The sequence below is a fragment of the Bacillus cereus group sp. Bce041 genome, assembly GCF_052646455.1.
The window spans coordinates 520,757-542,569 of the sequence record NZ_JBQXON010000001.1; the positions used below are offsets into that span (position 1 = coordinate 520,757).

Consider the following 21,813-nt stretch of genomic DNA (forward strand, 5'->3'; position numbering starts at 1 on the left):
GGATATTGTATGGGCCTTGTTATTATTTTTACACTTGTCACTCTGTTAGCTGTATTTGCTACGCTTAGAACACTTCGTGAAAAAAACTTTTTCGCGAGCGGCTTTGCAATTGCAACTGTACTCGTTTTCGGATGGTTTACGATCATGACTGTTCTATATAACGGGTATCCACCAGCAGCTTAATTCGTTTACACTTTATTCTTCATCGAGATTTTACACAAAAAGAGGAAGGGTTCCCCCTTCCTCTTTTCATATTTCACAACTTATATCATCTTCGCTTCGTATTTGTGCTTTTTTACAAGCCAAGCTCCTCCGATAACACCTGCATCATTACCAAGTGTTGCAATAGCTAACTTCGTGCTCTTTACAGCACGTGAGAAAGCGTATTGCTCGAAATAGCGTTGAATTGGTTCTAATAGCGCATCTCCAGCTTTAGACACGCCTCCACCAATAACAATTTTCTCTGGGTTCAATGTACTAGAAAGGTTCGCTACAGCTAATCCTAAATAAGAAGCTACTTTTTCTACTACTTCACCTGCTAATTCATCACCTTGTCCAAGTGCTTCAAAGACATCTTTTGATGTAATACGTCCTTCTTCAGCTAACATAGAACGCAACACGCTCTCTTTATTAGTCTCTTGTATTTTTTGCATAGCAACACGTACAATACCTGTCGCAGATGCTACTGTTTCTAAGCAACCAGACTTCCCGCAATTACATGGGAAAGCATTTTCTGTAACGACTGTAATATGTCCAATCTCACCAGCAGCACCACTCACGCCGTGTACAATCTCACCATTGGCGATTACACCACCACCAACGCCCGTACCAAGTGTCATACAGATTAAATCTTTTGCACCTTCACCAGCACCTTTCCACATTTCACCAAGCGCTGCTAAGTTCGCATCATTATCAATAACAACAGGTAATCCTGTTTCTACTTCTAATAAATCTTTTAGCGGATAGTTTTTCCATCCTAAATTAACCGCTTCATAAATCATTCCAGACGCCACATGTACAGGACCAGGAGCTCCCATACCAATACCAATTAATTTGCTCTTCAATTCGCCTAATTCTTCTAGCTTTTTATCAATTGCTTTCGCAACATCAAGTGTAATATGTTTTCCTTGCTCACCTGTATTCGTAGGGATTTCCCACTTATGTAAAATTTCACCGTATACATTAATAAATGCTAATTTAATCGTTGTACCACCAAGGTCAACACCAACTAACCATTTCTCTTCCATGTTGCTTACCTACCTTTATCTAATTCTTATTTAGCTCTTTTTGAATTTCTTGCTTCAATAAAAATAAAGCTGTTTGATAGTCTTGTGGATCGATTAGCTGTGATTGATTTAATTCACGTAATTCATCTTGCATTAATTGTAAATCTGCAATTCGATCTCCCGTATAAATAATCGTACCAAATTTCTTTAGCAATTGCTGAATATCATAAATAGATACCATTTCATCACCCTCTATGCTCACTTACTATAAAAAATTATAATAAGAAAACGTTCACATATTTTATTATAATCAAGAAGAAAAAGTCTCGTCAATTTTTATTTGTCTATACAAGCTTATTTATAAGCAGTGTTCCTTTTTCTGTAATAATTTTTTCTATGTTTTTATCAAATGGCTCTACTGGAATGTGTTTTACCATTTGAAAATCATACGCTAATGACAGCGTTTTCCCTTTATAATGCACGAGATAACGATCATAATAGCCACCGCCGTACCCAATTCGCTCTCCTCGTTCTGTATAAGCTACGCCTGGGACAATTTGAAGATCAATTTCATCCATATTCACTTCTTCCGTAAGCCCGGGAATCGGTTCACGTAAATTCATATACACCGTTTCTAATTGATCAAAATCATTAATTTGCCGGAAGGACATCGTTCTAGTTCCTTTATTACACTTAGGAACTACAACTTTCTTTCCTTCTTCCCAAGCTTTTTCGATAATAGGATATGTATTCACTTCATTTTCCATTGAAAGAGTAATTCCAATTGTTTTAGCTTCAACCCACTCTTTTTGCGCATACAACGAAAATGCAATCTGTTCTGATAAAGTTGTATACTGTTCTTCTGATAAAGAATTCATGTGTTCTATTATTTGTTTACGTAAACGTACTTTCTCTGCTTTCACACATTCTCCCCCTTACAGTGACACTTTACTCTATGCTGATAGTGTATCACTTTTAACATAGGAATCGAATAAAAAAAGAAACAGTAGGAAAATATTCCTACTGCTTACTTTGTTTCACGGTGTAACGTAGACTTCTTGTCACGCTTGCAATACTTTTTAAGCTCGATACGCTCAGCGTTGTTACGTTTATTTTTCTTTGAGATATAGTTACGATCTCCGCATTCTGTACATGCTAGAGTAATATTCACACGCATTCTTATTTCCCTCCAGTACTAATAACTTAAATCAGACTATACTATAATACCACTTTTAAAATAAAAATTCTACACCTTTTGATATTGTCTAATTTTTTCTATAAGATTTTTCATATTTTCCCTTGCTATTACTGGGTTTCTAGCATGTGAATACACCAAAAATTTTGGTTGTTTTGTGTCAGAAACGATATAAGACCACTCTTTTTCAGTATATTTGAACTGTACTCCTTCAAATATACCTTCTCCCTTCCTTTCTATATCATCCAATAATTTCCTCATAATTTCCCCTTTTTCATTCCATGAACATACCACTTCATCATAAAGTAAATAGAGCGGAGGTGATTGCTCTACTATGCTGAGAAACGTTTTTCCTTGCAATGCTATTAGCTCGAATAATTTTCCAATCCGATATAAAATATCTCGCTTCCACCTTACTTGAAACGACTTTCTTTCATCCTGCGTATAAAATAGAAGATAACATTCTCCTAACTTCAAAGACATTGGGTAAATATTTCCTGTCGATTCGAGTAAGAAATCTGGAATATCGACCTCTTCCAAATCTGTACCTTGGTAAATATTACTATGTTTATCGTATAACTCGAAATGATTTCCTTGCTCAGAAAACATAAGAGCCATATTCGCTTTACTTGATTTCATCAAAGCTTTCACATGATCTTTTTGTTCGCTTGCATAAATCCATGTAACTGTACAACCAAGTCTTTGTAGAAAGAGCATAAGTAAATGTTGCAACGTATCATTTCTCTTATTAATAAGAAGATGAAACTTCTGCATCTGTATTTTCTCGATATCAATATGCCCCAATATAACTTCTATATACTCATTCATAGAAACATGAACCAGCTTATTTCGCCCCATCTCTTTCTCATGCACGTAATAAAACAATTCGGACATATATACTTGTTCTATCTCTTTTTGCTGCTTATACGTTAACGGCATGCCAGCTTGACCATACAACTTTATAACAATCTCATTCTCATTCTCCACTTGAATGAAAACCCCACCTGCACATTGCAAATGATGAACACTATATTGAAAAAGTGACTCGTTCATTTCTTTACATTCCATCGTATGAATCCCTATACCATGAATAGCATGTAAAAATAAATTTTTATAAGAGGTTGTTTCTATATTTTCTTGACTTCCAATTAATATACTTTCTCCTTTTTTAAAAAGAGAACCATACGCCATCGCAATCTTCACGATAAACTGGGGAGTAATTTCAACATTCCCTCTTCCTACAATGCGGCTTTTTTGTAACCACCCTGCACTCATTTCACTCTCTTGAATACCAGCCGCTCCTACTATCGAATGACTATCAATCGCCTTATAAGGCCATAGTTTTCCTTTTTGCTTAATTACCGTACTTCTTCCGATGTGACAGTGATCCGCTACAACACTTTTTTGAAACAGTGTAACATCATCTTCAACTATTGTACGCTCTCCTATTGTCGTTTCTAATAGTTCACAATACTTCCCAATGTGGGCATTTGCAAAAACAATACTTTTTTGAAGATGAGAATAATTTGAAACGATACTATTTTTCCCAATAATAGAATATGGCTCAATTACAGCTCCTGTACCAATCTTTGCTCCTTCTCCAATAAAAGAGGGGCCATGAATTTTCGTCCCTTTACCAATCGTCACCCCTTCTCCCATCCATACCATCGGTAATACTTCTGTATAAGGAATAGGTACTTGTAACTTTTTCGTTAACAAATCAAATTGTGCTTGTCGATATTGATTAAATGTGCCGATATCTAACCAATAACCTTCTGACAAATATGCGAATAACACATTTTTGTTTGCCAATAACGGAAACACATCATGACTGAAATCAAAAAATTGCCTAGGCGGTATGTAAGAAAAGACTTCTGGCTCCATAATATATATGCCTGTATTCACAACATTAGATACTACCTCATTCCAGCCCGGCTTTTCTATATATCGTGTAACCTCCTGGTCTTTATTCATTACAACCAATCCAAATGAGAGTGGATTTTCTACTTCTTTCACAAACATTGTTACCATTCTTTTCTTTTGTTCATGAAACCTAATTCCTTCTGATAATTGAAAGTCAGTTAATGCATCCCCGCTTATCACAACAAATGTTTCATCTAAAAATTGTTCTGCTTGTTTAATACTCCCTGCTGTGCCAAGCGGAGGAGAGTCTTCAAAATAATACAAGTTAACTCCCCATTTACTACCGTCACCAAAATATTGCTTAATGGTCGTACTCATATATTGAACAGTAATTGCAATTTCACGAATACCATGCTGGCGTAATAACTCAATATTATATTCTAAAACTGGTTTTTCTAATAATGGTAACATCGGCTTTGGAGTATTACATGTTAATGGTCTAAGGCGCCTTCCTTTTCCTCCAGCTAAAATAACCCCCTTCATATACTTCAGCCTCCACTTATATAATGTTCAGTAACTCCATATACCATATGTATATTCCCTATCCCACATGAACTAGCAGCATAAACTTGATTAGTTAAACACATCCTCATTTAGAAGACTATATAATTAAATTTCTAACCTATAAAAACGTACATTTCAAACAACAAGAAAGCGCTTACTATAAATTGGTAAATAATACTTATTAACGACAAACATATATACTAATTTTTCCATTACATTATGATACATCTTATCATCATAAACTAAAGGAAACAACGAGCTTTTTTTGTCATGTTTTGACTAAAAAAAGCAGGTGATTTCTCATCACCTGCTTTTTTCCTACTCATTCAATAAATAATGCTTTCCTTTTACTAAATAAAAGACATTTTCAGCAATATTTGTAATATGATCTGCTACACGCTCAATATATCTCGCGACAAATGATAATTGTGTAATTTGCGTAATTGCTTCTGGTTGTTCCGGAACTGAAGATATAAACTCACGAATTGCTTTTCCATATATTTCATCAACGGAATCATCCATTTCAGCAATTTGTTTCGCAAAAGTTAAATTTTCTTGTTCATATGCTTCTAACGCTAAATGCAACATCTCATTTGCAACCGCAAACATTTCATCTAGGTTGTGCAAACTAACAGCCACTTCTTTTTCCCCAAGACGAATTGTAGCCTTTGCAATATTAACAGCATGATCTGCAATGCGCTCTAAATCTGTCGCTGTTTTAATTGAAATAAAAATCCTTCTTAAGTCACTTGCTACAGGTTGCTGCTTCGTAATGAGCATAAGCGCAAGATCGTTTATTTCCTCTTCTAAATTATCCATGCGGTAATCACCATCAATGACCTCTAACGCTTTCTCTACATCCCTTGTATGCAGACCTTCCATAGCAATCAATAAAGCCGCATTTGCTAATTCTCCAAGCTCAATCACCTTTTGCTGTAACGCTTTTAAATCACCTTGAAACTGTTCTCTTACCATTTTTCTTCCCCCTCAATATTATGTGCCATTATATAAAAGTGAAACTTTAATCAACCCTCATCAATCGGGATTTGATAGGCAGCAAGATCCCCTCCCTAACTTCTTTGCTTTCGCTAAATTTTAAGGTGGGGGTCTTACTGCCCGCAAATAGCGGGGTAAATCTCCTACATAGCCTCTTACGCTTGTAATAAAACTTAAGATAAGGAGAAGTATTACTTCTTTATTAACAGTAAGATAAAATAAGAAATGCCCTCTGTTAAGAGGGCATTTGCTCTTAGCTTTGAAACGATATCAACCAAAGCGACCTGTAATATAATCTTCTGTACGCTTATCTGAAGGAGTCGTAAATAATTTGTTTGTATCTGTATACTCCACAACTTCCCCGCTTAAGAAGAAAGCTGTTTTGTCTGAAATACGCGCTGCTTGTTGCATATTATGCGTTACGATAACAATACTAAAATCTTTCTTTAGCTCTTGAATTAATTCTTCTACTTTTAATGTTGAAATTGGGTCTAATGCCGATGTTGGCTCATCCATTAAAATAACGTCTGGCTCAATAGCTAAGCAGCGTGCGATGCATAGACGCTGTTGCTGTCCACCAGATAAACCGTATGCATTATCGTGCAAACGATCTTTTAACTCATCCCAAATCGCCGCTCCACGTAAACTTTTTTCAACAATTTCATCTAATGTCTTTTTGTCACGAATACCATGGATTTTTGGACCGTATGTTACATTCTCATAAATAGATTTTGGAAATGGATTTGGCTTTTGGAACACCATTCCTACATGCGTTCTTAATTCTTCAACTGGATATGATTTATCAAATATATTTCGTTCTCTATACTCAATTACACCTGTAGTTCGAACGATCGGTACTAACTCTACCATGCGATTTAATGTTTTTAAGTAAGTTGATTTACCACAGCCACTTGGACCGATAATGGCTGTAACTTCATTCTCATGAATACTTAAATTAATATCTTTTAAAGCATGGTCTTCCCCGTACCATAAATTTAAATTTTTCGTATCAAATACTACCTTCTTTGGCGCAGTCTCGATTTTCTCTTCGTTTTTCACCTGTACATTTACTACTGTTGCTACCATTTGAATTCCCCTTTCATCCACTTCCAACTTATTTTCGATTTCGTAACCATAAAACAAATATATTGATAAATAGCAACAAACCTAACAAAACAATCATCCCAGCTGCTGCTACATACTGAAATTCTTCTTGTGGCCTACTCATCCAATTAAAAATTTGAATTGGTAGAACTGTAAATCTATCAAACATACTAAATGGAACATAATTTGCAAACGCAAGTGCCCCAATAACTAATAGTGGTGCAGCCTCTCCAATTGCTCTTGATATCGCTAACGTACAGCCCGTTATAATCCCTGGGAAAGCATATGGCAATACAATTTGATACATCGTTTGCCACTTCGTAGCACCTAATCCGTAAGAACCCTCTAATAAAACACTTGGTACTGATCGAATTGCTTCTTGACTCGCCACAACAACTGTTGGTAAAACGAGTAGACTCATCGTCAATGCTGCTGCAACTATACTCTCTCCTAAATGAAGAGCATATACAAAAATAGTTAAACCAAGCAATCCAAATACAACGGATGGTACTCCTGCTAACGTTTGATTATTAATCTCTATTATTTTTTTAAATAGAGATTCCTTCGCATATTGCTCTAAATAAAGTGCTGTTCCAACTCCAAATATAAAAGAAACAGGTATAACAATACTCATAAATAATATTGTCCCTGACAAAGCTGCAGCAATACCAGCTTCTTTCGGATTACGTGAAGCGAAATTTGTAAAGAAATCTATTGAAAGATAACTTATACCTTTTTCAACAATTTGAAACAGTAACAAAAACAAAATTACGATTGAAAATAAAATTGCTATATAAAATAACAATTTGTAAATTCGATCTTTTAAAAAGCGTGATGCCATATTTTTTTGTATTTTTTTATGATTCAACATTCGCATATTATGTCATCCTCCTAAAACGGCGCATAATTGACTGCGAAATGATGTTCATAATAAAGGTAAACAAAAATAACGTTGCGCCTACAGCATACATGCTGTAATACGTAATCGTTCCATGCGGAGCATCACCTAAACTTACTTGCACAATATAGGCTGTTAACGTTTGAATAGAATGTGTCGGATCAAGCGATACATTTGGTGTGGATCCTGCTGCAATTACAACGATCATCGTTTCACCAATTGCACGAGAAGCTGCTAATATAATTGCTGCCATAATCCCTGTAAAAGCGGACGGAAACACCACTTGTTTTACCATTTCAAACCGCGTCGCTCCGAGTGCTAATGAAGCTTCTTTCGTCCCTTTCGCCACAGCTCTCATCGCGTCTTCAGATAGAGATGCAATTGTAGGCATCATCATAAATCCGATAACGATTCCTGGACTAATCGCATTAAAAAACTGTAAATCTGGTATAATCCTTTGTAAAAGCGGTGTAACAACTGTTAATGCAAAAAAACCATATACAATTGTCGGGATACCTGCTAATAGCTCTAACATCGGCTTTAATATTTTCCGTGCACTATTTGAAGCATATTCGCTTAAAAATACGGCACACGCTAAACCGATAGGAATTGCTACAAACATAGCAATTGCTGTTACAAGGAACGTTCCACATATAAGTGGTAATATACCGAATTTAGGATCTTCAAAAAATGGTAACCATTCTTTCTCCGTTAAAAAGGAGTATAATGATATTTTTTGAAAAAACATGATTGTTTCATTAGAGAGCGTAAAAACAATGCCGAGTGTCGTCACAATAGAAACACTAGCAATTATTTTTAGTAATAAAGGCACTATTCGATTGATTCGCTGCGTTTTTTTTCTTTGTTTTGTATTTCTTTCAATCAAATGTTGTACAGAAAATGTAATTTGACTTTTGTCATTATGAGCCAAAGATGAAAACCCCTTTCCACCCTGACATTACCTTTTTATTTCTGTTAACATACGCAGCTGTTCATTGTATTTTTCTTTTCTTAATTTTACATATCCGACCTCTTCAGCGAGGTTACCGACATGCTGAATCATAAACTCAACATAGTTTGCTACATTCATTTTATTTCGGATAGATGCATTATTCACATAAGTAAGTAGCGGCCTAGATAACGGCTTATACTTACCTGATTGAATGGTCTCTTTCGTCGGAAATACACCATTTACTTTTATTGCTTTCACCTTATCTCGATTAGCCATATAATAAGCATATCCTACAAAAGCAATGGCATGTTTATCATTCATTACCCCTTGCATAATAACTTGATCATCTTCAGACAAAGAGACTTTTTTTACAATGCGATGATTTTGTAAGATGACATTTTGAAAATAATCATACGTACCAGAGTCTACGCCTGGTGCATAAAACTTCACTTGTTCACGTGGCCATGTTGAATGAATTTGTGACCATCGCTTCTCTCTTCCATCTTCACTCCAAAGTAGTCGTAACTCGTCTACTGACATATCGTCTACCCATGTATTATGGCGATTCACAACAATCGTAAGACCGTCGTTAGCAACCTCAAAAGGTGTGAACTGAATAGAGTTTTTCTTCATTTCATTTTTCTCGACTTGTTTCATTACTCTCGAAGCATTATTTATATCTACTTCTCCTTTACTGAAACGATTAAATCCTCCCCCAGTTCCAGAAATACTGATGGAAATTTTCACGTCTGGATGCACCTTTGTATATTCCTCCGCTACTGCTTCTATAATAGGAAAAACCGTTGAGGATCCATCAACTCTCACTTCTCCCGTATCATTTAAAGCAAATGCAGTAGACATTTCAAAACAGAGGAACCATATTGATAATACGAAAACTTTAATCGGTGTACGCATCCATTTCACGTGTTCTTCCTCCTAGAAGTAACCGGAAATAACAGGATTACAGATATAAGAATACTGCTAAACTATTAATTCGGTTTTAATTGTTTGTAAAAGTTTTGTAAAGTTCCACAAAAATCAACATACGGTACAATTTTAATTCAGTAGTAGCTATTCATTTCCTCTGATGATTTCCCTATAAAACAGTTATCCCCTATCCCATCATATACAAGTATCATTTATACGGCCGCGTTTTTTCAATGTTGTATACTTGTCCACATTTATTACACGATATGCATAAACCATAAAAAAAAGCACACTATCTTTTCAGATAGTGTGCTTTTTTACAACTTTTTTATTCATCATCTTGCTCTTTATTTTTATTGTCTTTATCATCTTTTGGAGCTTCACCATTTACTTCCTTGTTTTTCAAATCAAAGTAAGCGTCCATAATTTCACGACCAATATATCCATTAATACCAGTCTTATCATCATGTACCCATGGAACGACAACAGAGAATGCTACTTCTGGATCTTCAAGTGGCGCATAACCTACTAATGTTAAGTTATATGTTTCCACACGTTCACCTTTTGCATTTCTACCAATCTCTTTATCTCCACCATACACAGTTTGCGCCGTACCCGTCTTCCCTGCCGCTTTATATTTTGCACCTGTAAAGTATTTTGTAGCTGTACCACCTGAATCATTATACACTTGTCTAAATCCTTCTTGAACATGTTTAATTTGCGATTCCGGCATATCAATACGATTTAATACTTTCGGTTCCATAGATTGAACAACTTTCCCAACTTCATCTGGTTTCACTGCCGGTTGACGAATTTCTTTTACAACTTGTGGTTGCATGCGATATCCGCCATTGGCAATCGTCGAAATATATTGCGCTAATTGAAGCGGTGTATACGTATCATACTGTCCAATTGATAAATCTAGTAAGAAACCTGGTTGACTACTTCTACCCATCTGACCAGCAGATTCATTCGGTAAATCAATTCCTGTTTTTACACCAAGTCCAAACTGTCCAAAATAATAACGCATCGTATCAAATGCTTTTTGAGGTATATCTAACGTACCACCTCTCACATATTTAACACCGGCGATATTCATCGCTGTTTTAAACATATAAACGTTAGAAGACATTTTTAAAGCTGTAAGGTCATTAATGTATCCCATCGTTTTCCAAGACGACTTCGTAGGTGTACCTTTTAATTTAATTGGTTCATCCAATTGCACCGATCCTGGTTGAATCGCACCAGTTTGATATCCAGTAAGTACTGTTGCACCTTTTACAGTTGATCCCATCGGATAAGAACTTGTCATGGTACCTAATGCAAAGTCATTTACTTTCGTTTGACCATCTTCGTTAACTAATTGTTTCCCCGCCATAGATAAAACTTCACCATTTTTTGGGTTCATCATTACAACGAATGCGCGATCTAAAAGAGGTTCGCTTCCTTTAAATCTCATTAAATTCTTCGCAAGAATATCTTCCACACGCTTTTGTAATTCCATATCAATTGTTAAATTCAGATCATTACCACTTTGTCCTTTTGATACATTAATCGTTTCTAAAATATTACCGTTTTTATCTGTAACATTTCTAACTTCTGCTTTCGTACCGTGCAGACTATCTTCATACTGTTGTTCAAGATAACTTTTTCCTACTCGGTCATTTCGATTATAATCACGAACAAGATAGTAATCTAGTCTTTCTCTCGGTAAGCCTTCATCAGATGTCGACACCCCACCTAGTACACTTCGGAATAAATCATCGTACGTATATTTTCGCTCCCAATCAACATTCGTATCTACACCTGGTAATGCTGCTAGGTTTTCACTAATAATCGAATATTCCTTTTCTGTAGCATCCTTTTTAATAACTTGAGGTGTCATTGCATATCCGCCGTCCATCTTACTTTTAATCGCTAGTATTTCTAGATCTTTTGCGGATAATTGATTAATCTCTTCTTCTGTTACACGACTTCGCTGACGCTCGTCTAATTCTTTATCATCAATTTTTTTATCTTTAAACTCTTGACGATCTTTATTCGTAATTTTTTCTTTAGCTTCCTCTTTATGCATAGCAAGCCAATAATCTTTTTTATCGCGATCTGTTAATTTATCTGTCGGTACTTCAATCAAATCTGCTAGCTTTTTCGCTGTTTCTAAGCGATCTTCTGCAGTTGATCCTTTCATTTTTGTAAATGTAATAGTACGAACGGCTGCATTATCTACTACAGGTCGCCCATAACGGTCAAATATTTTCCCACGCGGTACAGGATTACTTATCGTTGAGTTTTCTTTCTTCTCCACTTCATTCTTATATTCTTCACCGCGAACAATTTGTACATATCCGAGCCTTACAATAACCGCGGAGAACATTAAAAACACGCAGAAAAACAGCACGTTTAACCGAAAAGGAACGTGGGTCTTTTTCTTATTTTGCTTCTGCTTCTTGCTCATACAAACCCCCTCTACCAACAGCTATGTAATGTGAAAGGGACACCTTCATACAGGTGTCCTCACTGCTGTCTTACATCTTTTTCTATTCTAGCATAAAACAAACGAGAAGTTAACCTTCTGGTTCAGTTTGATTTTGCGCGTTCCCTTGCGTTACAACACTTGCTTTACTCGCATTTCCCTCATCATATTTGACATTTTTAACTGCAAAATAAATAAGAAAATGTCCAGCACCTAAAATACATAATAAGTAAGGTAAACTTTTTTCAGGTGGAAAGAATAGTACAGCACATAAAAAACTTAAAATGGAACAGATTCTTCCGGCGTTTAACCACAACTCCCGAACAACGACATATTCCACACGCCATTCTCTCGCATTTTTCGCTCTACCAATTACGTCATATGTCATTGATCCGTACGGAACAAGTAATATAGGATATGCAATTGCAATACATGCCGCATAAATAAGTAATTTCGTGTATGTAACATTGAAAATAACTAAAAAGACGACAGCATATAAAATAATGCCTCCAAGTAAAATTGCTTTTTTTCTCCACTCCTTCTTTAACATACGAGCAACTAAGTAGTAACATACAAAGGATACAGCAGAGTTCACTAAACTGTATTTCCCTAATGCAAACTCACTATTAGTTGCTAAATAAACATATACTGAAATGACAAAAATAAACGTTCCTTCTCTCAATCCTTGGAAAAAATGAGCTCGTGTAATCTTTCCCCAATTTTTATCAATCCGTCGTTCTTTCAATACTTGCACGATTTCATAACGCCCTTCACATTCTCTTTTAGATAAAAAGAAGCTTAAGACGACAGCAATTGCAAATAGAACTAATGAAAGAAAGAATATAACAGTATAGCCACTCCATTTCTCCATACGTGAAATTGTGTATCCTGCTGCTATTGGTCCAATCATTCCAGAGAAGGATGTAAGAAGTCCAAGAAACCCATTAAAGAAATCTCTTGTTTCTGGTTCTGTAATTTCAAATGTCAATAAGTTAAAAGCCAACCAGTAAAAACCGTATCCTACTCCTAAAAGAGCCCCCATTAATAAAATATACTGAGAAGCACTTTTCCCTGCTACTAAGACAACAATAAAAAAAATTGCGAGCGTCCCTACTCCTATTCGTAATAAAATCGAGCGATCGATACGTTTCGCTAATTTTCCCCCTACAAGAAATGTGAGAGGCTGTAATACCACGCTGGCTAAATTATACAAGCCAAGATTCACATAATTTTGTGTTTGTTTCCATAAATAAATATTTACAAACGTATTCGATAAAGAAATTGCGAGCGTGTATAAACCTCCTATAAGGAGCAATAACACTAAATCCCGATTCACTTCAACGTCACCAATTATATGTTTCCATTTCATACACAACTCTCCTTTACTTCATGTTCTAGTCTTCCAAAGACAAGCCCAATTATGTAAAAGGAAAGCATAGAAAAAAGCTAGGAGCTCTCCCCTAGCTTTTTCTATATTTATTACGATTATTTTGCTTCTTGGTAACGTTTTTCAGCAGCGTTCCAATCTACAACGTTCCAGAATGCGCCGATGTAGTCTGGACGACGGTTTTGGTAGTTTAAGTAGTAAGCATGCTCCCAAACATCTAAACCGATAACTGGAGTTTTACCTTCAGTTAAAGGAGAATCTTGGTTTGGAGTGCTTGTTACTTCTAACTCACCATTGTTTACTACTAACCAAGCCCAACCAGAACCGAAGCGAGTTGCGCCAGCTTTTGCGAATTCTTCTTTGAATGCATCGAAGCTACCGAATTTTGCTTCAATTGCAGTTGCAAGTTCACCTACAGGTTGTCCTCCGCCGTTTGGAGATAGGATTGTCCAGAAGAATGTATGGTTAGCATGTCCGCCACCATTGTTACGTACTGCTGTACGGATTGCTTCTGGTACTTCGTTTAAGTTTGCAACTAATTCTTCTACGCTTTTGTCAGCTAATTCTGCATGACCTTCTAAAGCAGCGTTTAAGTTTGTAATGTACGTGTTGTGATGTTTTGTATGATGGATGTTCATTGTTTCTTTGTCAAAGTGAGGCTCTAAAGCATCATACGCATAAGGTAAATTTGGTAATTCGTGTTTTGCCATTGTTATATTCCTCCCAGTTTATGTATTGCCACTTAAGTGACATACAACTTCATTCTACCCTAATTGCCATAGGGTGCAAACAAATAAATCACATTGTCTTGCTATCATTAAAGTAGCAAAATTCCCACTTCTTTTCAATTAAAATGCTCATATATTCCGTAAAAAAAGCTTCCTTCTACAAGGAAGCTTCCTGCTAACATAATAAACATGCGAAATGGATATGGACCCTGTAGGACTCGAACCTACGACCGGACGGTTATGAGCCGTCTGCTCTAACCAGCTGAGCTAAGGGTCCACAATTATGTATGTAACAACATATCAAATAAAGGAATTCCTATCGGATATGCTCTTTAAGAAATGTAAGATAAATTTACCATATAGAAAAGAAAAGTGTCAATTGTATTTTTCTTATTTAAAAGAAGAAAGTTAATAAAAGAAATTTAGTTATCTCCACTATATGTAAATATAATATATCTTGAGATTCTCTAGATTCCTACGTTACAATGATTTTATACATACATAAAGGAAGTGAATCTATGTCCATATTTACCCAATTCGTAAAAAGCATATACTCGCCTAAAGATATGGCGCTATTCCGTTTTCAAAAAATCGGTAAAACCATTTTGTATATTATGCTACTTTGCTTAATTACTACTATTCCAAGAACTTTTTTGTACGGTAGTTTTATCCAGGATGGTGTTGGCATGGTAAATCAAGTCATCGATAAAGATTTACCTGATTTTAAAATCGAAAATGGCGAACTAAAAGCTGATATTGATCAACCTATTGAAAAAGAAGAAGGAAATACACTTTTCGTATTTGATCCAAATTCAACAGACCTAGAAAAATATCAAAATAAAACAGGTTTATTTGTTTTAAAAGATAAAGTAGTCTCTATGGGAAATGGTCAAACACAAACGTATTCTTATAACGATTTGTTAGGTGCATCTCTTGAGAAAAAAGATCTACAAGAATTTATTTCTTTATTCGATAATATTTATCCAATTTTATTATTTGTTATTGGATTCTTAGTGTACCTATTCCAATTATTCATAACTTTTGTAGGCGTGACTTTACTTGCGTTCATCGGTTCTGCTATGAGCGGTCAACGTAAACTATCCTATAAACAAGTTTGGACACTAACTGCATACAGCTACACGATCCCAACCATTTTCTTCATGATTATGGATTTATTCAAAATCGTCGTACCTGGAGCAACGTTCATTTATATCGCTGTTGTTTTAATCGTTCTATACTTAACGATTAAAGAGGTACCCAAACCGAAAGAAAAATAAAAAATGCCTAAATAGGCATTTTTTTTTTGGACAAGCATATATTCCTAGCAAAGGAGTGAAGAATATGAAGAGATTAGGTATATTCCTATTCGTGCTTGTTCTCGGTTATATATTTTATTACGATATAAAAATCGGTACTTTACCGATGTTAAGTTCATATAAAAAAACAACTGCTGCTCAAACAATTAAAAAAGAAAACACAGACAGTCAACAAAATAAAGCGAACAAAACAGAAAAAGAAACGGATGTATCTTATAAAACAATTGAAGTAAAAACTGGTGAGACAGTTCTTTCTATTACAGAACAAATTAACAAGAAAAAAATTCCTTCCATAGAAAAAGTCATTGACGACTTTAAACAATTAAACAAAAGTACATCTGCTACAAAAATACAAATTGGAAAGTCTTATAAATTCCCGTTATATCAATAAGCTATCACTTAATCCTTGTCAATTACATAAAGGCGCTGATACAATAGTAAAAGTGAAACCGAGTACTTCGGTTTCTATAGCCCTATATCACGTATACTATCATTGATATGAGGGACTAAATAAGAAACTTCTTTTATAAGGAGAGCGATCTATTCGTGAATGAAATGACTCATCGTACAAAAACACGTCCAGTTAAAGTCGGTAATTTAACAATCGGCGGTAATAATGAATTAATTATACAAAGTATGACAACAACAAAAACACATGATGTTGAAGCAACAGTTGCTGAAATCAAGCGTTTAGAAGAAGCCGGCTGTCAAGTCGTCCGCGTTGCCGTTCCAGATGAACGCGCAGCAGATGCTATTGCTGATATAAAAAAACAAATCAACATTCCACTTGTTGCTGATATTCATTTTGATTATCGCCTTGCTTTAAAAGCAATTGAAGGTGGCATCGATAAAGTACGTATCAATCCAGGTAATATTGGTCGTCGCCATAAAGTAGAAGCTGTTGTAAATGCAGCAAAAGAGCGCGGTATTCCAATCCGTATCGGTGTAAACGCTGGTTCATTAGAGCGACACATTTTAGAAAAGTACGGGTACCCAACTGCAGATGGTATGGTTGAGAGCGCGCTACATCATATTAAAATTTTAGAGGACTTAGATTTCCACGATATTATCGTATCTATGAAAGCCTCTGATGTTAACTTAGCAATCGAAGCATACGAGAAAGCTGCTCGTGCTTTTGATTATCCATTACATTTAGGTATTACAGAATCTGGAACATTGTTTGCCGGAACTGTAAAAAGTGCTGCTGGTCTTGGAGCAATCTTAAATAAAGGCATCGGAAATACACTACGTATTTCATTAAGTGCTGATCCAGTTGAAGAAGTAAAAGTTGCTCGCGAATTATTAAAATCATTCGGTCTTGCGTCTAATGCAGCAACACTTATCTCTTGTCCAACTTGTGGTCGTATTGAAATCGATTTAATTAGCATTGCTAACGAAGTGGAAGAATACATCTCTACACTTCAAGTACCAATTAAAGTTGCAGTACTTGGTTGCGCTGTAAATGGCCCTGGTGAAGCTCGTGAAGCTGATATCGGTATTGCCGGTGCACGTGGAGAGGGATTATTATTCCGTAAAGGGCAAGTCGTTCGTAAAGTACCAGAAGAAACAATGGTAGAAGAACTGAAAAAAGAAATCGACGTAATTGCTGCTGAAATGGCTGCTGAACGAGAAAAAGAAAAAGAGGCACAAGAACAATAAAAAGAAGGTTGCCACAATATTTGTGAGCAACCTTCTTTTCTACGTAAAAAAGCCCGTCAGTTACATAACCGACGAGCTTTTACTTTGCACATTTTGGACAACGACCATATATTTCAAACTTATGACCCGTTACTTCATAACCAGTAAAATCTTTATTCATAAAATCCATTGGGCAGGAAGTAATCTCTTTCGTCCCCCCACAATCCAAACAAATAAAATGATGATGATGTTCCATAATAGAACAAGTAAAACGAAAATGTTTTTCGCCATTTAATTCCGTTTGTTCTAAAACACCAATCTCAGCAAAAACTGTTAAGTTACGATAAATCGTATCAAAACTAAGCCCTGGATAATCGTCTTTCATATGTTCTAAAACGTCTTTCGCAGTTAAATAACGATTATGTGCTGCAAATAATCTGAGCATCTCTTCTCTTTTTCCAGTATGTTTATATCCTTTTTCTTTCATTAGGCGTAAAGCTTCTGTTAGATTCATACCTATCCCTACTTTATGCAGTTTTTTTCTTCTTCCATAAAATCGCACCGATTAAAATAAGAACTGCTATCATAACAATTGTACCACCTGGCGCTAGATCAAGTTGATACGAAGCAAACATTCCACCAATTACTGCAATTTCACCAAATAAAATGGAAAAGAAAATTGTTTGTTTAAATCCTTTAGCAATACGAATACTTGCTGCAACTGGTAATGTCATTAATGATGATACGAGAAGAACCCCCACTACACGCATTGATACTGCAATGACAAGAGCAACTAATATAATGAAAATAAAGTGAATCCATTTCGCTCTTAAACCAGTTGATACTGCGTATTCCTCATCAAATGATAATAGAAACAGCTCTTTATATAATAAAATAATTGTCGCAACAACAACAATTGCTACAATCCCAATAATAATTAAATCTGTACTTGTTACAGCACTGACACTACCAAATAAATAACTAAATAAGTCTGTGTTAAATCCATTTGCAAGTGAAATGAAAATAACTCCAACCCCCATCCCTGCCGAAAGGATAATTGGAATTGCTAATTCTTGATAGTGCTTATATACAGTTCGTAACTTTTCGATTAGTAGCGCTCCACCAATCGAGAAAATCATCCCCATATATAAGGGGTTTAAAAATCCTCCTGTAAAAATGGTTTTTTCAAGTAATAAACTTGCTGCAATACCCGATAACGTCACGTGACTTAATGCATCCGCAATAAGAGATAAACGACGAATAACAACAAACACACCAATTAGCGGTGCAACAAGTCCAATTAAAATACCTGCGTATAAAGAATTACGTAAAAAGTCATATTGTAAAAAATCTTGTATCATTATATCCTCCCGTGATGCTCATGTTCGTGTTCTAAACGATGAACATGATGTCCATATAAGACGGACATTTCTGCATCTTCTAACTCTCGGAACTTCTCTACATTTCCATGGAAATGTAGATGTTGGTTTAGGCATGCAACATGTGTTACTTTTTCAGTAACAGCTCCCATATCATGAGTAACAAGAATTAATGTGATCCCGAGCCTTTTGTTTAAATCCTCTAATATTTCGTAAAAACTTTCCACATTTTTCACATCGATTCCAACAGTAGGCTCGTCCAAAATAAGCAATTCAGGATCACTAACGAGCGCACGAGCAATAAATACACGCTGTTGCTGTCCACCAGAAAGCTCTCCAATGTTACGACCTTGAAACTCACTCATCCCTACATCAGCAATTGCTTTTTCTACCTTTTTTTTATCCTCTTTTGTAAAAAAGCGAAAAAGCCCTTTTTTCGAAACAAGTCCCATTGAGACAACTTCAGAAACAGTTGCTGGAAAACCAGAATTGAAACTATTTGCCTTTTGGGATACATAACCAACTTTGTTCCATTCCTTAAACTTCTTACTATCAACGCCAAACACGCGTATGCTTCCTTCTTTTGGCTTTAAAACGCCTAATAAACACTTAAGTAAAGTTGATTTACCTGAACCATTCGGTCCCACTAAACCTAAAAAAGCTCCCTTCGGAACTTGCAAATTAATATTTTCTAACACATTCCGATCTTCATATCGGAATGTTAAACCTTCAATTTCTAATATATTATTCATAGCATCTCACCTATTTTAATTCAGAATGATTCCGATTTATATCTATTTGAATTATAGTACAGCTTATTATAGTTGTAAACCAATCTGCCTAAAATATATCTATTTTTTCAAGAAACCTTACTATTATAACAAAAAGCAGAGAAAAATTCTCTGCTTTCAAAAAATATTCCTATAAACTTTTAGTGAATAGCCGATTTAAACTTACCACCATTTGTCTCTTGCGTGCTCATAATCGTAACAAACGCATTTTCATCAATTTCATGCACAATTGACTTTAATTTCGTCACTTCTAGACGCGTTACAACTGCATAAATAACTTCTTTTTCTTTATCCGTGTAACCACCTTTTGCTACAAGCTTTGTCGTTCCACGGCCAAGACGATGCAAAATCGCGTTTGATACTTCCTCATATTGATCAGATACAATTAAAACCGCCTTCGTTTCATCTAGCCCTTGAATTACTGTATCGATTGTTTTAAATGCGATATAGTACGTCATAACAGAATACATCGCTTGTTCCACACCAAACACAAATGCTGCCCATGCAAAAATAAATAAGTTCACAAACATTACGAATTCACCAACAGAGAACGGTAGTTTCTTCGTTAATAAAATCCCCATAATTTCAGTTCCATCTAACGACCCACCATGACGAATTACAAGTCCTACACCAAGACCTAAAATAAGCCCACCAAACACTGTCGCTAAAATAGGTTCTGTTGTAAATGGTGGCACCGCATGTAACGTTGACTCAATGAAAGCTAACGCTACAATACCAAATGTCGAAGATAACATAAATGTTTTTCCAATTTGCTTATAACCGGAATACATAAATGGGATATTGAGAACAACGACTAAAGTAGAAAAACTTAACCACCAAATGTTAGGAGTAAGATAATCTAATATAAGAGAAATACCAATAATTCCACCATCAATAATTTTATTTGGCATTAAAAATAGTTCAATCGCCACCGCCGCGCATGCTGCTCCAAAAATAATCATAACTAAACGATAAATGAGATGAATAACACTTTCTTTTCGATGTTGCTTTTGCTCCATAAGCCCTCCCTGTACTCTTTTTCTGTAGTTTCGTCCTTATATTATAACATACGCTTCTTTTCCTCATGAAAAAAGAAACTCCATACGAATATGTACAAGCTACATGCTCATATATTTCGATAGAAGAACGCGTGAAGGAGGATAATAAGATGAACCTCATTAAACAAATTGTTAATAAAAAATTAAATCATATTTCTACAAAAGAGTTATTAAAATATAGCAAAGAATACGAAGTTCCTATTACAGCCGCACAAGCTGACCAAATCGTTTTACTTATGAAGGGTAAAAATATTAATATTTACGATAACAACGAGCGACTAGAGCTCTTAAAACAGATCGCAAAAGTAACTTCCCCTGCCACTGCCCAACAAGTAAATACATTATTTCAGCAACTACTAAAATAAGGAGGGGATTTCCCCTCCTTATTGCGCTTTAATTTTTTCAAGAAGCCCTTCATCAAAAGTGCCGTTTTTCAGCATTTCGATTTCCAATTTATATGGTGGCTTCTTATCTTTTTTATCTTCCCCTACATACGGTGTTTCAAGAATTTTTGGTACATGCATTAACTGTGGATGATGTACAATGTGATGCAATACTTTATACCCAATGTGACCAAATCCAATGTTTTCATGACGGTCTTTTCCTGCTCCGCGTACATTTTTACTATCATTAATATGAAGTACTTGTAAACGATCTATACCAACGATCTTATCAAATTCGTTTAATACGCCGTCAAAGTCATTTACAATATCATATCCTGCATCGTGCGTATGACACGTATCAAAGCATACGGATAGCTTTTCATTATATTTTACACCATCAATAATCTTTGCAATTTCTTCAAAGCTACGACCGCATTCTGTTCCTTTTCCTGCCATCGTCTCTAACGCAATGTTAACCGTCTGTTCTGGCGTTAACACTTCATTAAGCCCTTTAATAATTTGTTGAATACCAGCATCTGCTCCAGCACCAACGTGCGCTCCTGGGTGAAGAACAATTTGTTTCGCTACACCTAATGCCGATGTTCTTTCAATTTCCATGCGAAGAAAGTCTACGCCTAATTGGAATGTTTCTGGCTTCGTCGTATTCCCAACATTAATAATATACGGCGCATGGACGATAATTTCCTCAATTCCGTTCAGCTCCATATGTTTTCTTCCTGCTTCTATGTTCAATTCTTCAATTGGTTTTCTTCGTGTATTTTGCGGTGCACCTGTATAAATCATAAACGTTGTTGCACCGTATGAAACAGCCTCTTCACTTGCTGCTAATAACATTTTCTTACCACTCATAGAAACATGAGATCCAATCTTTAACATACAATCACCTCTTCAATATACAATAGATATAATGATAG

Annotated in this window: 23 protein-coding genes and 1 tRNA gene; 5 read left to right on the forward strand and 19 right to left on the reverse strand. The window is 35.6% G+C overall.

The genetic code is table 11. The features are described from left to right. Positions 1 to 9 precede the first annotated feature (9 nt). Positions 10 to 183: a DUF2759 domain-containing protein gene (locus ACUN13_RS02735; protein ID WP_000524852.1), complete on the forward strand. Its 174-nt coding sequence runs from the start codon at positions 10 to 12 to the stop codon at positions 181 to 183. An 80-nt stretch (positions 184 to 263) separates the two neighbouring features. Here ACUN13_RS02735 and glcK read toward each other — a convergent pair whose 3' ends face one another. From glcK to ACUN13_RS02805, 14 genes are all read right to left on the reverse strand, one after another. Continuing rightward, the gene (glcK, locus tag ACUN13_RS02740; protein WP_000391704.1) at positions 264 to 1,247 is read right to left on the reverse strand and encodes a glucokinase; all 984 of its coding nucleotides are present in this window, start codon (positions 1,245 to 1,247) and stop codon (positions 264 to 266) included. A gap of 19 nt (positions 1,248 to 1,266) precedes the next feature. Next, the gene (locus ACUN13_RS02745) at positions 1,267 to 1,467 is read right to left on the reverse strand and encodes a YqgQ family protein (protein ID WP_000253699.1); all 201 of its coding nucleotides are present in this window, start codon (positions 1,465 to 1,467) and stop codon (positions 1,267 to 1,269) included. A 103-nt stretch (positions 1,468 to 1,570) separates the two neighbouring features. Then, complete coding sequence (locus ACUN13_RS02750; protein WP_000642749.1) at positions 1,571 to 2,149, reverse strand: 5-formyltetrahydrofolate cyclo-ligase; 579 nt, start codon at positions 2,147 to 2,149, stop codon at positions 1,571 to 1,573. Positions 2,150 to 2,253: 104 nt separating this feature from the next. Continuing rightward, positions 2,254 to 2,403: a 50S ribosomal protein L33 gene (gene rpmG, locus ACUN13_RS02755; RefSeq protein ID WP_001265616.1), complete on the reverse strand. Its 150-nt coding sequence runs from the start codon at positions 2,401 to 2,403 to the stop codon at positions 2,254 to 2,256. A 69-nt stretch (positions 2,404 to 2,472) separates the two neighbouring features. Next, positions 2,473 to 4,827, reverse strand: coding sequence for a sugar phosphate nucleotidyltransferase (locus ACUN13_RS02760; protein ID WP_000679342.1), 2,355 nt, complete (start codon positions 4,825 to 4,827; stop codon positions 2,473 to 2,475). 339 nt (positions 4,828 to 5,166) lie between these two features. Further along, on the reverse strand, positions 5,167 to 5,823 hold the full coding sequence (phoU, locus tag ACUN13_RS02765; RefSeq protein ID WP_000251240.1) for a phosphate signaling complex protein PhoU: 657 nt from the start codon (positions 5,821 to 5,823) through the stop codon (positions 5,167 to 5,169). A 291-nt stretch (positions 5,824 to 6,114) separates the two neighbouring features. Next, the gene (pstB, locus tag ACUN13_RS02770) at positions 6,115 to 6,930 is read right to left on the reverse strand and encodes a phosphate ABC transporter ATP-binding protein (protein ID WP_000226686.1); all 816 of its coding nucleotides are present in this window, start codon (positions 6,928 to 6,930) and stop codon (positions 6,115 to 6,117) included. 28 nt (positions 6,931 to 6,958) lie between these two features. Then, positions 6,959 to 7,825 carry a phosphate ABC transporter permease PstA gene (pstA, locus tag ACUN13_RS02775; protein ID WP_001242557.1) on the reverse strand — a complete coding sequence of 289 codons (867 nt, stop codon included), beginning with the start codon at positions 7,823 to 7,825 and terminating at the stop codon, positions 6,959 to 6,961. A gap of 1 nt (position 7,826) precedes the next feature. Further along, positions 7,827 to 8,777, reverse strand: coding sequence for a phosphate ABC transporter permease subunit PstC (pstC, locus tag ACUN13_RS02780; protein WP_000940918.1), 951 nt, complete (start codon positions 8,775 to 8,777; stop codon positions 7,827 to 7,829). Between the two features lie 27 nt (positions 8,778 to 8,804). Next, a complete protein-coding gene (locus ACUN13_RS02785; protein WP_000871830.1) occupies positions 8,805 to 9,722 on the reverse strand; it encodes a PstS family phosphate ABC transporter substrate-binding protein in 918 nt (305 codons plus the stop codon). Between the two features lie 331 nt (positions 9,723 to 10,053). Next, the gene (locus tag ACUN13_RS02790; protein ID WP_000038992.1) at positions 10,054 to 12,180 is read right to left on the reverse strand and encodes a peptidoglycan D,D-transpeptidase FtsI family protein; all 2,127 of its coding nucleotides are present in this window, start codon (positions 12,178 to 12,180) and stop codon (positions 10,054 to 10,056) included. Positions 12,181 to 12,289: 109 nt separating this feature from the next. Continuing rightward, complete coding sequence (locus tag ACUN13_RS02795; protein WP_000871384.1) at positions 12,290 to 13,567, reverse strand: MFS transporter; 1,278 nt, start codon at positions 13,565 to 13,567, stop codon at positions 12,290 to 12,292. Positions 13,568 to 13,683: 116 nt separating this feature from the next. Further along, positions 13,684 to 14,295, reverse strand: a complete 612-nt coding sequence (gene sodA, locus ACUN13_RS02800) for a superoxide dismutase [Mn] (RefSeq protein ID WP_001052031.1) — start codon at positions 14,293 to 14,295, stop codon at positions 13,684 to 13,686. 221 nt (positions 14,296 to 14,516) lie between these two features. Next, positions 14,517 to 14,590: transfer RNA gene (locus tag ACUN13_RS02805), tRNA-Ile, on the reverse strand. A 241-nt stretch (positions 14,591 to 14,831) separates the two neighbouring features. On the opposite strand from ACUN13_RS02805, the gene yqgB reads away from it, so the two are divergent. The 3 genes from yqgB (at position 14,832) to ispG (ending at position 17,288) form a co-directional block, all read left to right on the forward strand. Further along, positions 14,832 to 15,590 (forward strand): protein YqgB, encoded by a 759-nt coding sequence (yqgB, locus tag ACUN13_RS02810; protein ID WP_000021898.1) that lies wholly within the window; start codon positions 14,832 to 14,834, stop codon positions 15,588 to 15,590. Between the two features lie 64 nt (positions 15,591 to 15,654). Next, the gene (yqfZ, locus tag ACUN13_RS02815) at positions 15,655 to 16,020 is read left to right on the forward strand and encodes a protein YqfZ (RefSeq protein WP_000825414.1); all 366 of its coding nucleotides are present in this window, start codon (positions 15,655 to 15,657) and stop codon (positions 16,018 to 16,020) included. A gap of 164 nt (positions 16,021 to 16,184) precedes the next feature. After that, positions 16,185 to 17,288 (forward strand): flavodoxin-dependent (E)-4-hydroxy-3-methylbut-2-enyl-diphosphate synthase, encoded by a 1,104-nt coding sequence (ispG, locus tag ACUN13_RS02820; protein WP_179206955.1) that lies wholly within the window; start codon positions 16,185 to 16,187, stop codon positions 17,286 to 17,288. A 79-nt stretch (positions 17,289 to 17,367) separates the two neighbouring features. Here the strand turns inward: ispG and ACUN13_RS02825 are convergent, their stop codons facing one another. The 4 genes from ACUN13_RS02825 to ACUN13_RS02840 form a co-directional block, all read right to left on the reverse strand. After that, a complete protein-coding gene (locus tag ACUN13_RS02825) occupies positions 17,368 to 17,781 on the reverse strand; it encodes a Fur family transcriptional regulator (RefSeq protein ID WP_001054516.1) in 414 nt (137 codons plus the stop codon). Positions 17,782 to 17,794: 13 nt separating this feature from the next. Next, positions 17,795 to 18,628 carry a metal ABC transporter permease gene (locus ACUN13_RS02830; protein ID WP_000613815.1) on the reverse strand — a complete coding sequence of 278 codons (834 nt, stop codon included), beginning with the start codon at positions 18,626 to 18,628 and terminating at the stop codon, positions 17,795 to 17,797. After that, the gene (locus tag ACUN13_RS02835; protein ID WP_001059662.1) at positions 18,628 to 19,398 is read right to left on the reverse strand and encodes a metal ABC transporter ATP-binding protein; all 771 of its coding nucleotides are present in this window, start codon (positions 19,396 to 19,398) and stop codon (positions 18,628 to 18,630) included. Before ACUN13_RS02835 ends, ACUN13_RS02830 begins: the two co-directional genes overlap by 1 nt. 179 nt (positions 19,399 to 19,577) lie before the next feature. Beyond that, entirely contained in the window at positions 19,578 to 20,456 is an 879-nt protein-coding gene (locus ACUN13_RS02840; protein ID WP_000435963.1) for a YitT family protein, read from the reverse strand. Between the two features lie 149 nt (positions 20,457 to 20,605). Between ACUN13_RS02840 and ACUN13_RS02845 the strand changes: the two genes are divergently transcribed. Continuing rightward, positions 20,606 to 20,860 (forward strand): DUF2624 domain-containing protein, encoded by a 255-nt coding sequence (locus ACUN13_RS02845; RefSeq protein ID WP_001048954.1) that lies wholly within the window; start codon positions 20,606 to 20,608, stop codon positions 20,858 to 20,860. Positions 20,861 to 20,878: 18 nt separating this feature from the next. Here the strand turns inward: ACUN13_RS02845 and ACUN13_RS02850 are convergent, their stop codons facing one another. Continuing rightward, positions 20,879 to 21,775, reverse strand: coding sequence for a deoxyribonuclease IV (locus ACUN13_RS02850; RefSeq protein WP_242244864.1), 897 nt, complete (start codon positions 21,773 to 21,775; stop codon positions 20,879 to 20,881). Positions 21,776 to 21,813: the final 38 nt, after the last annotated feature.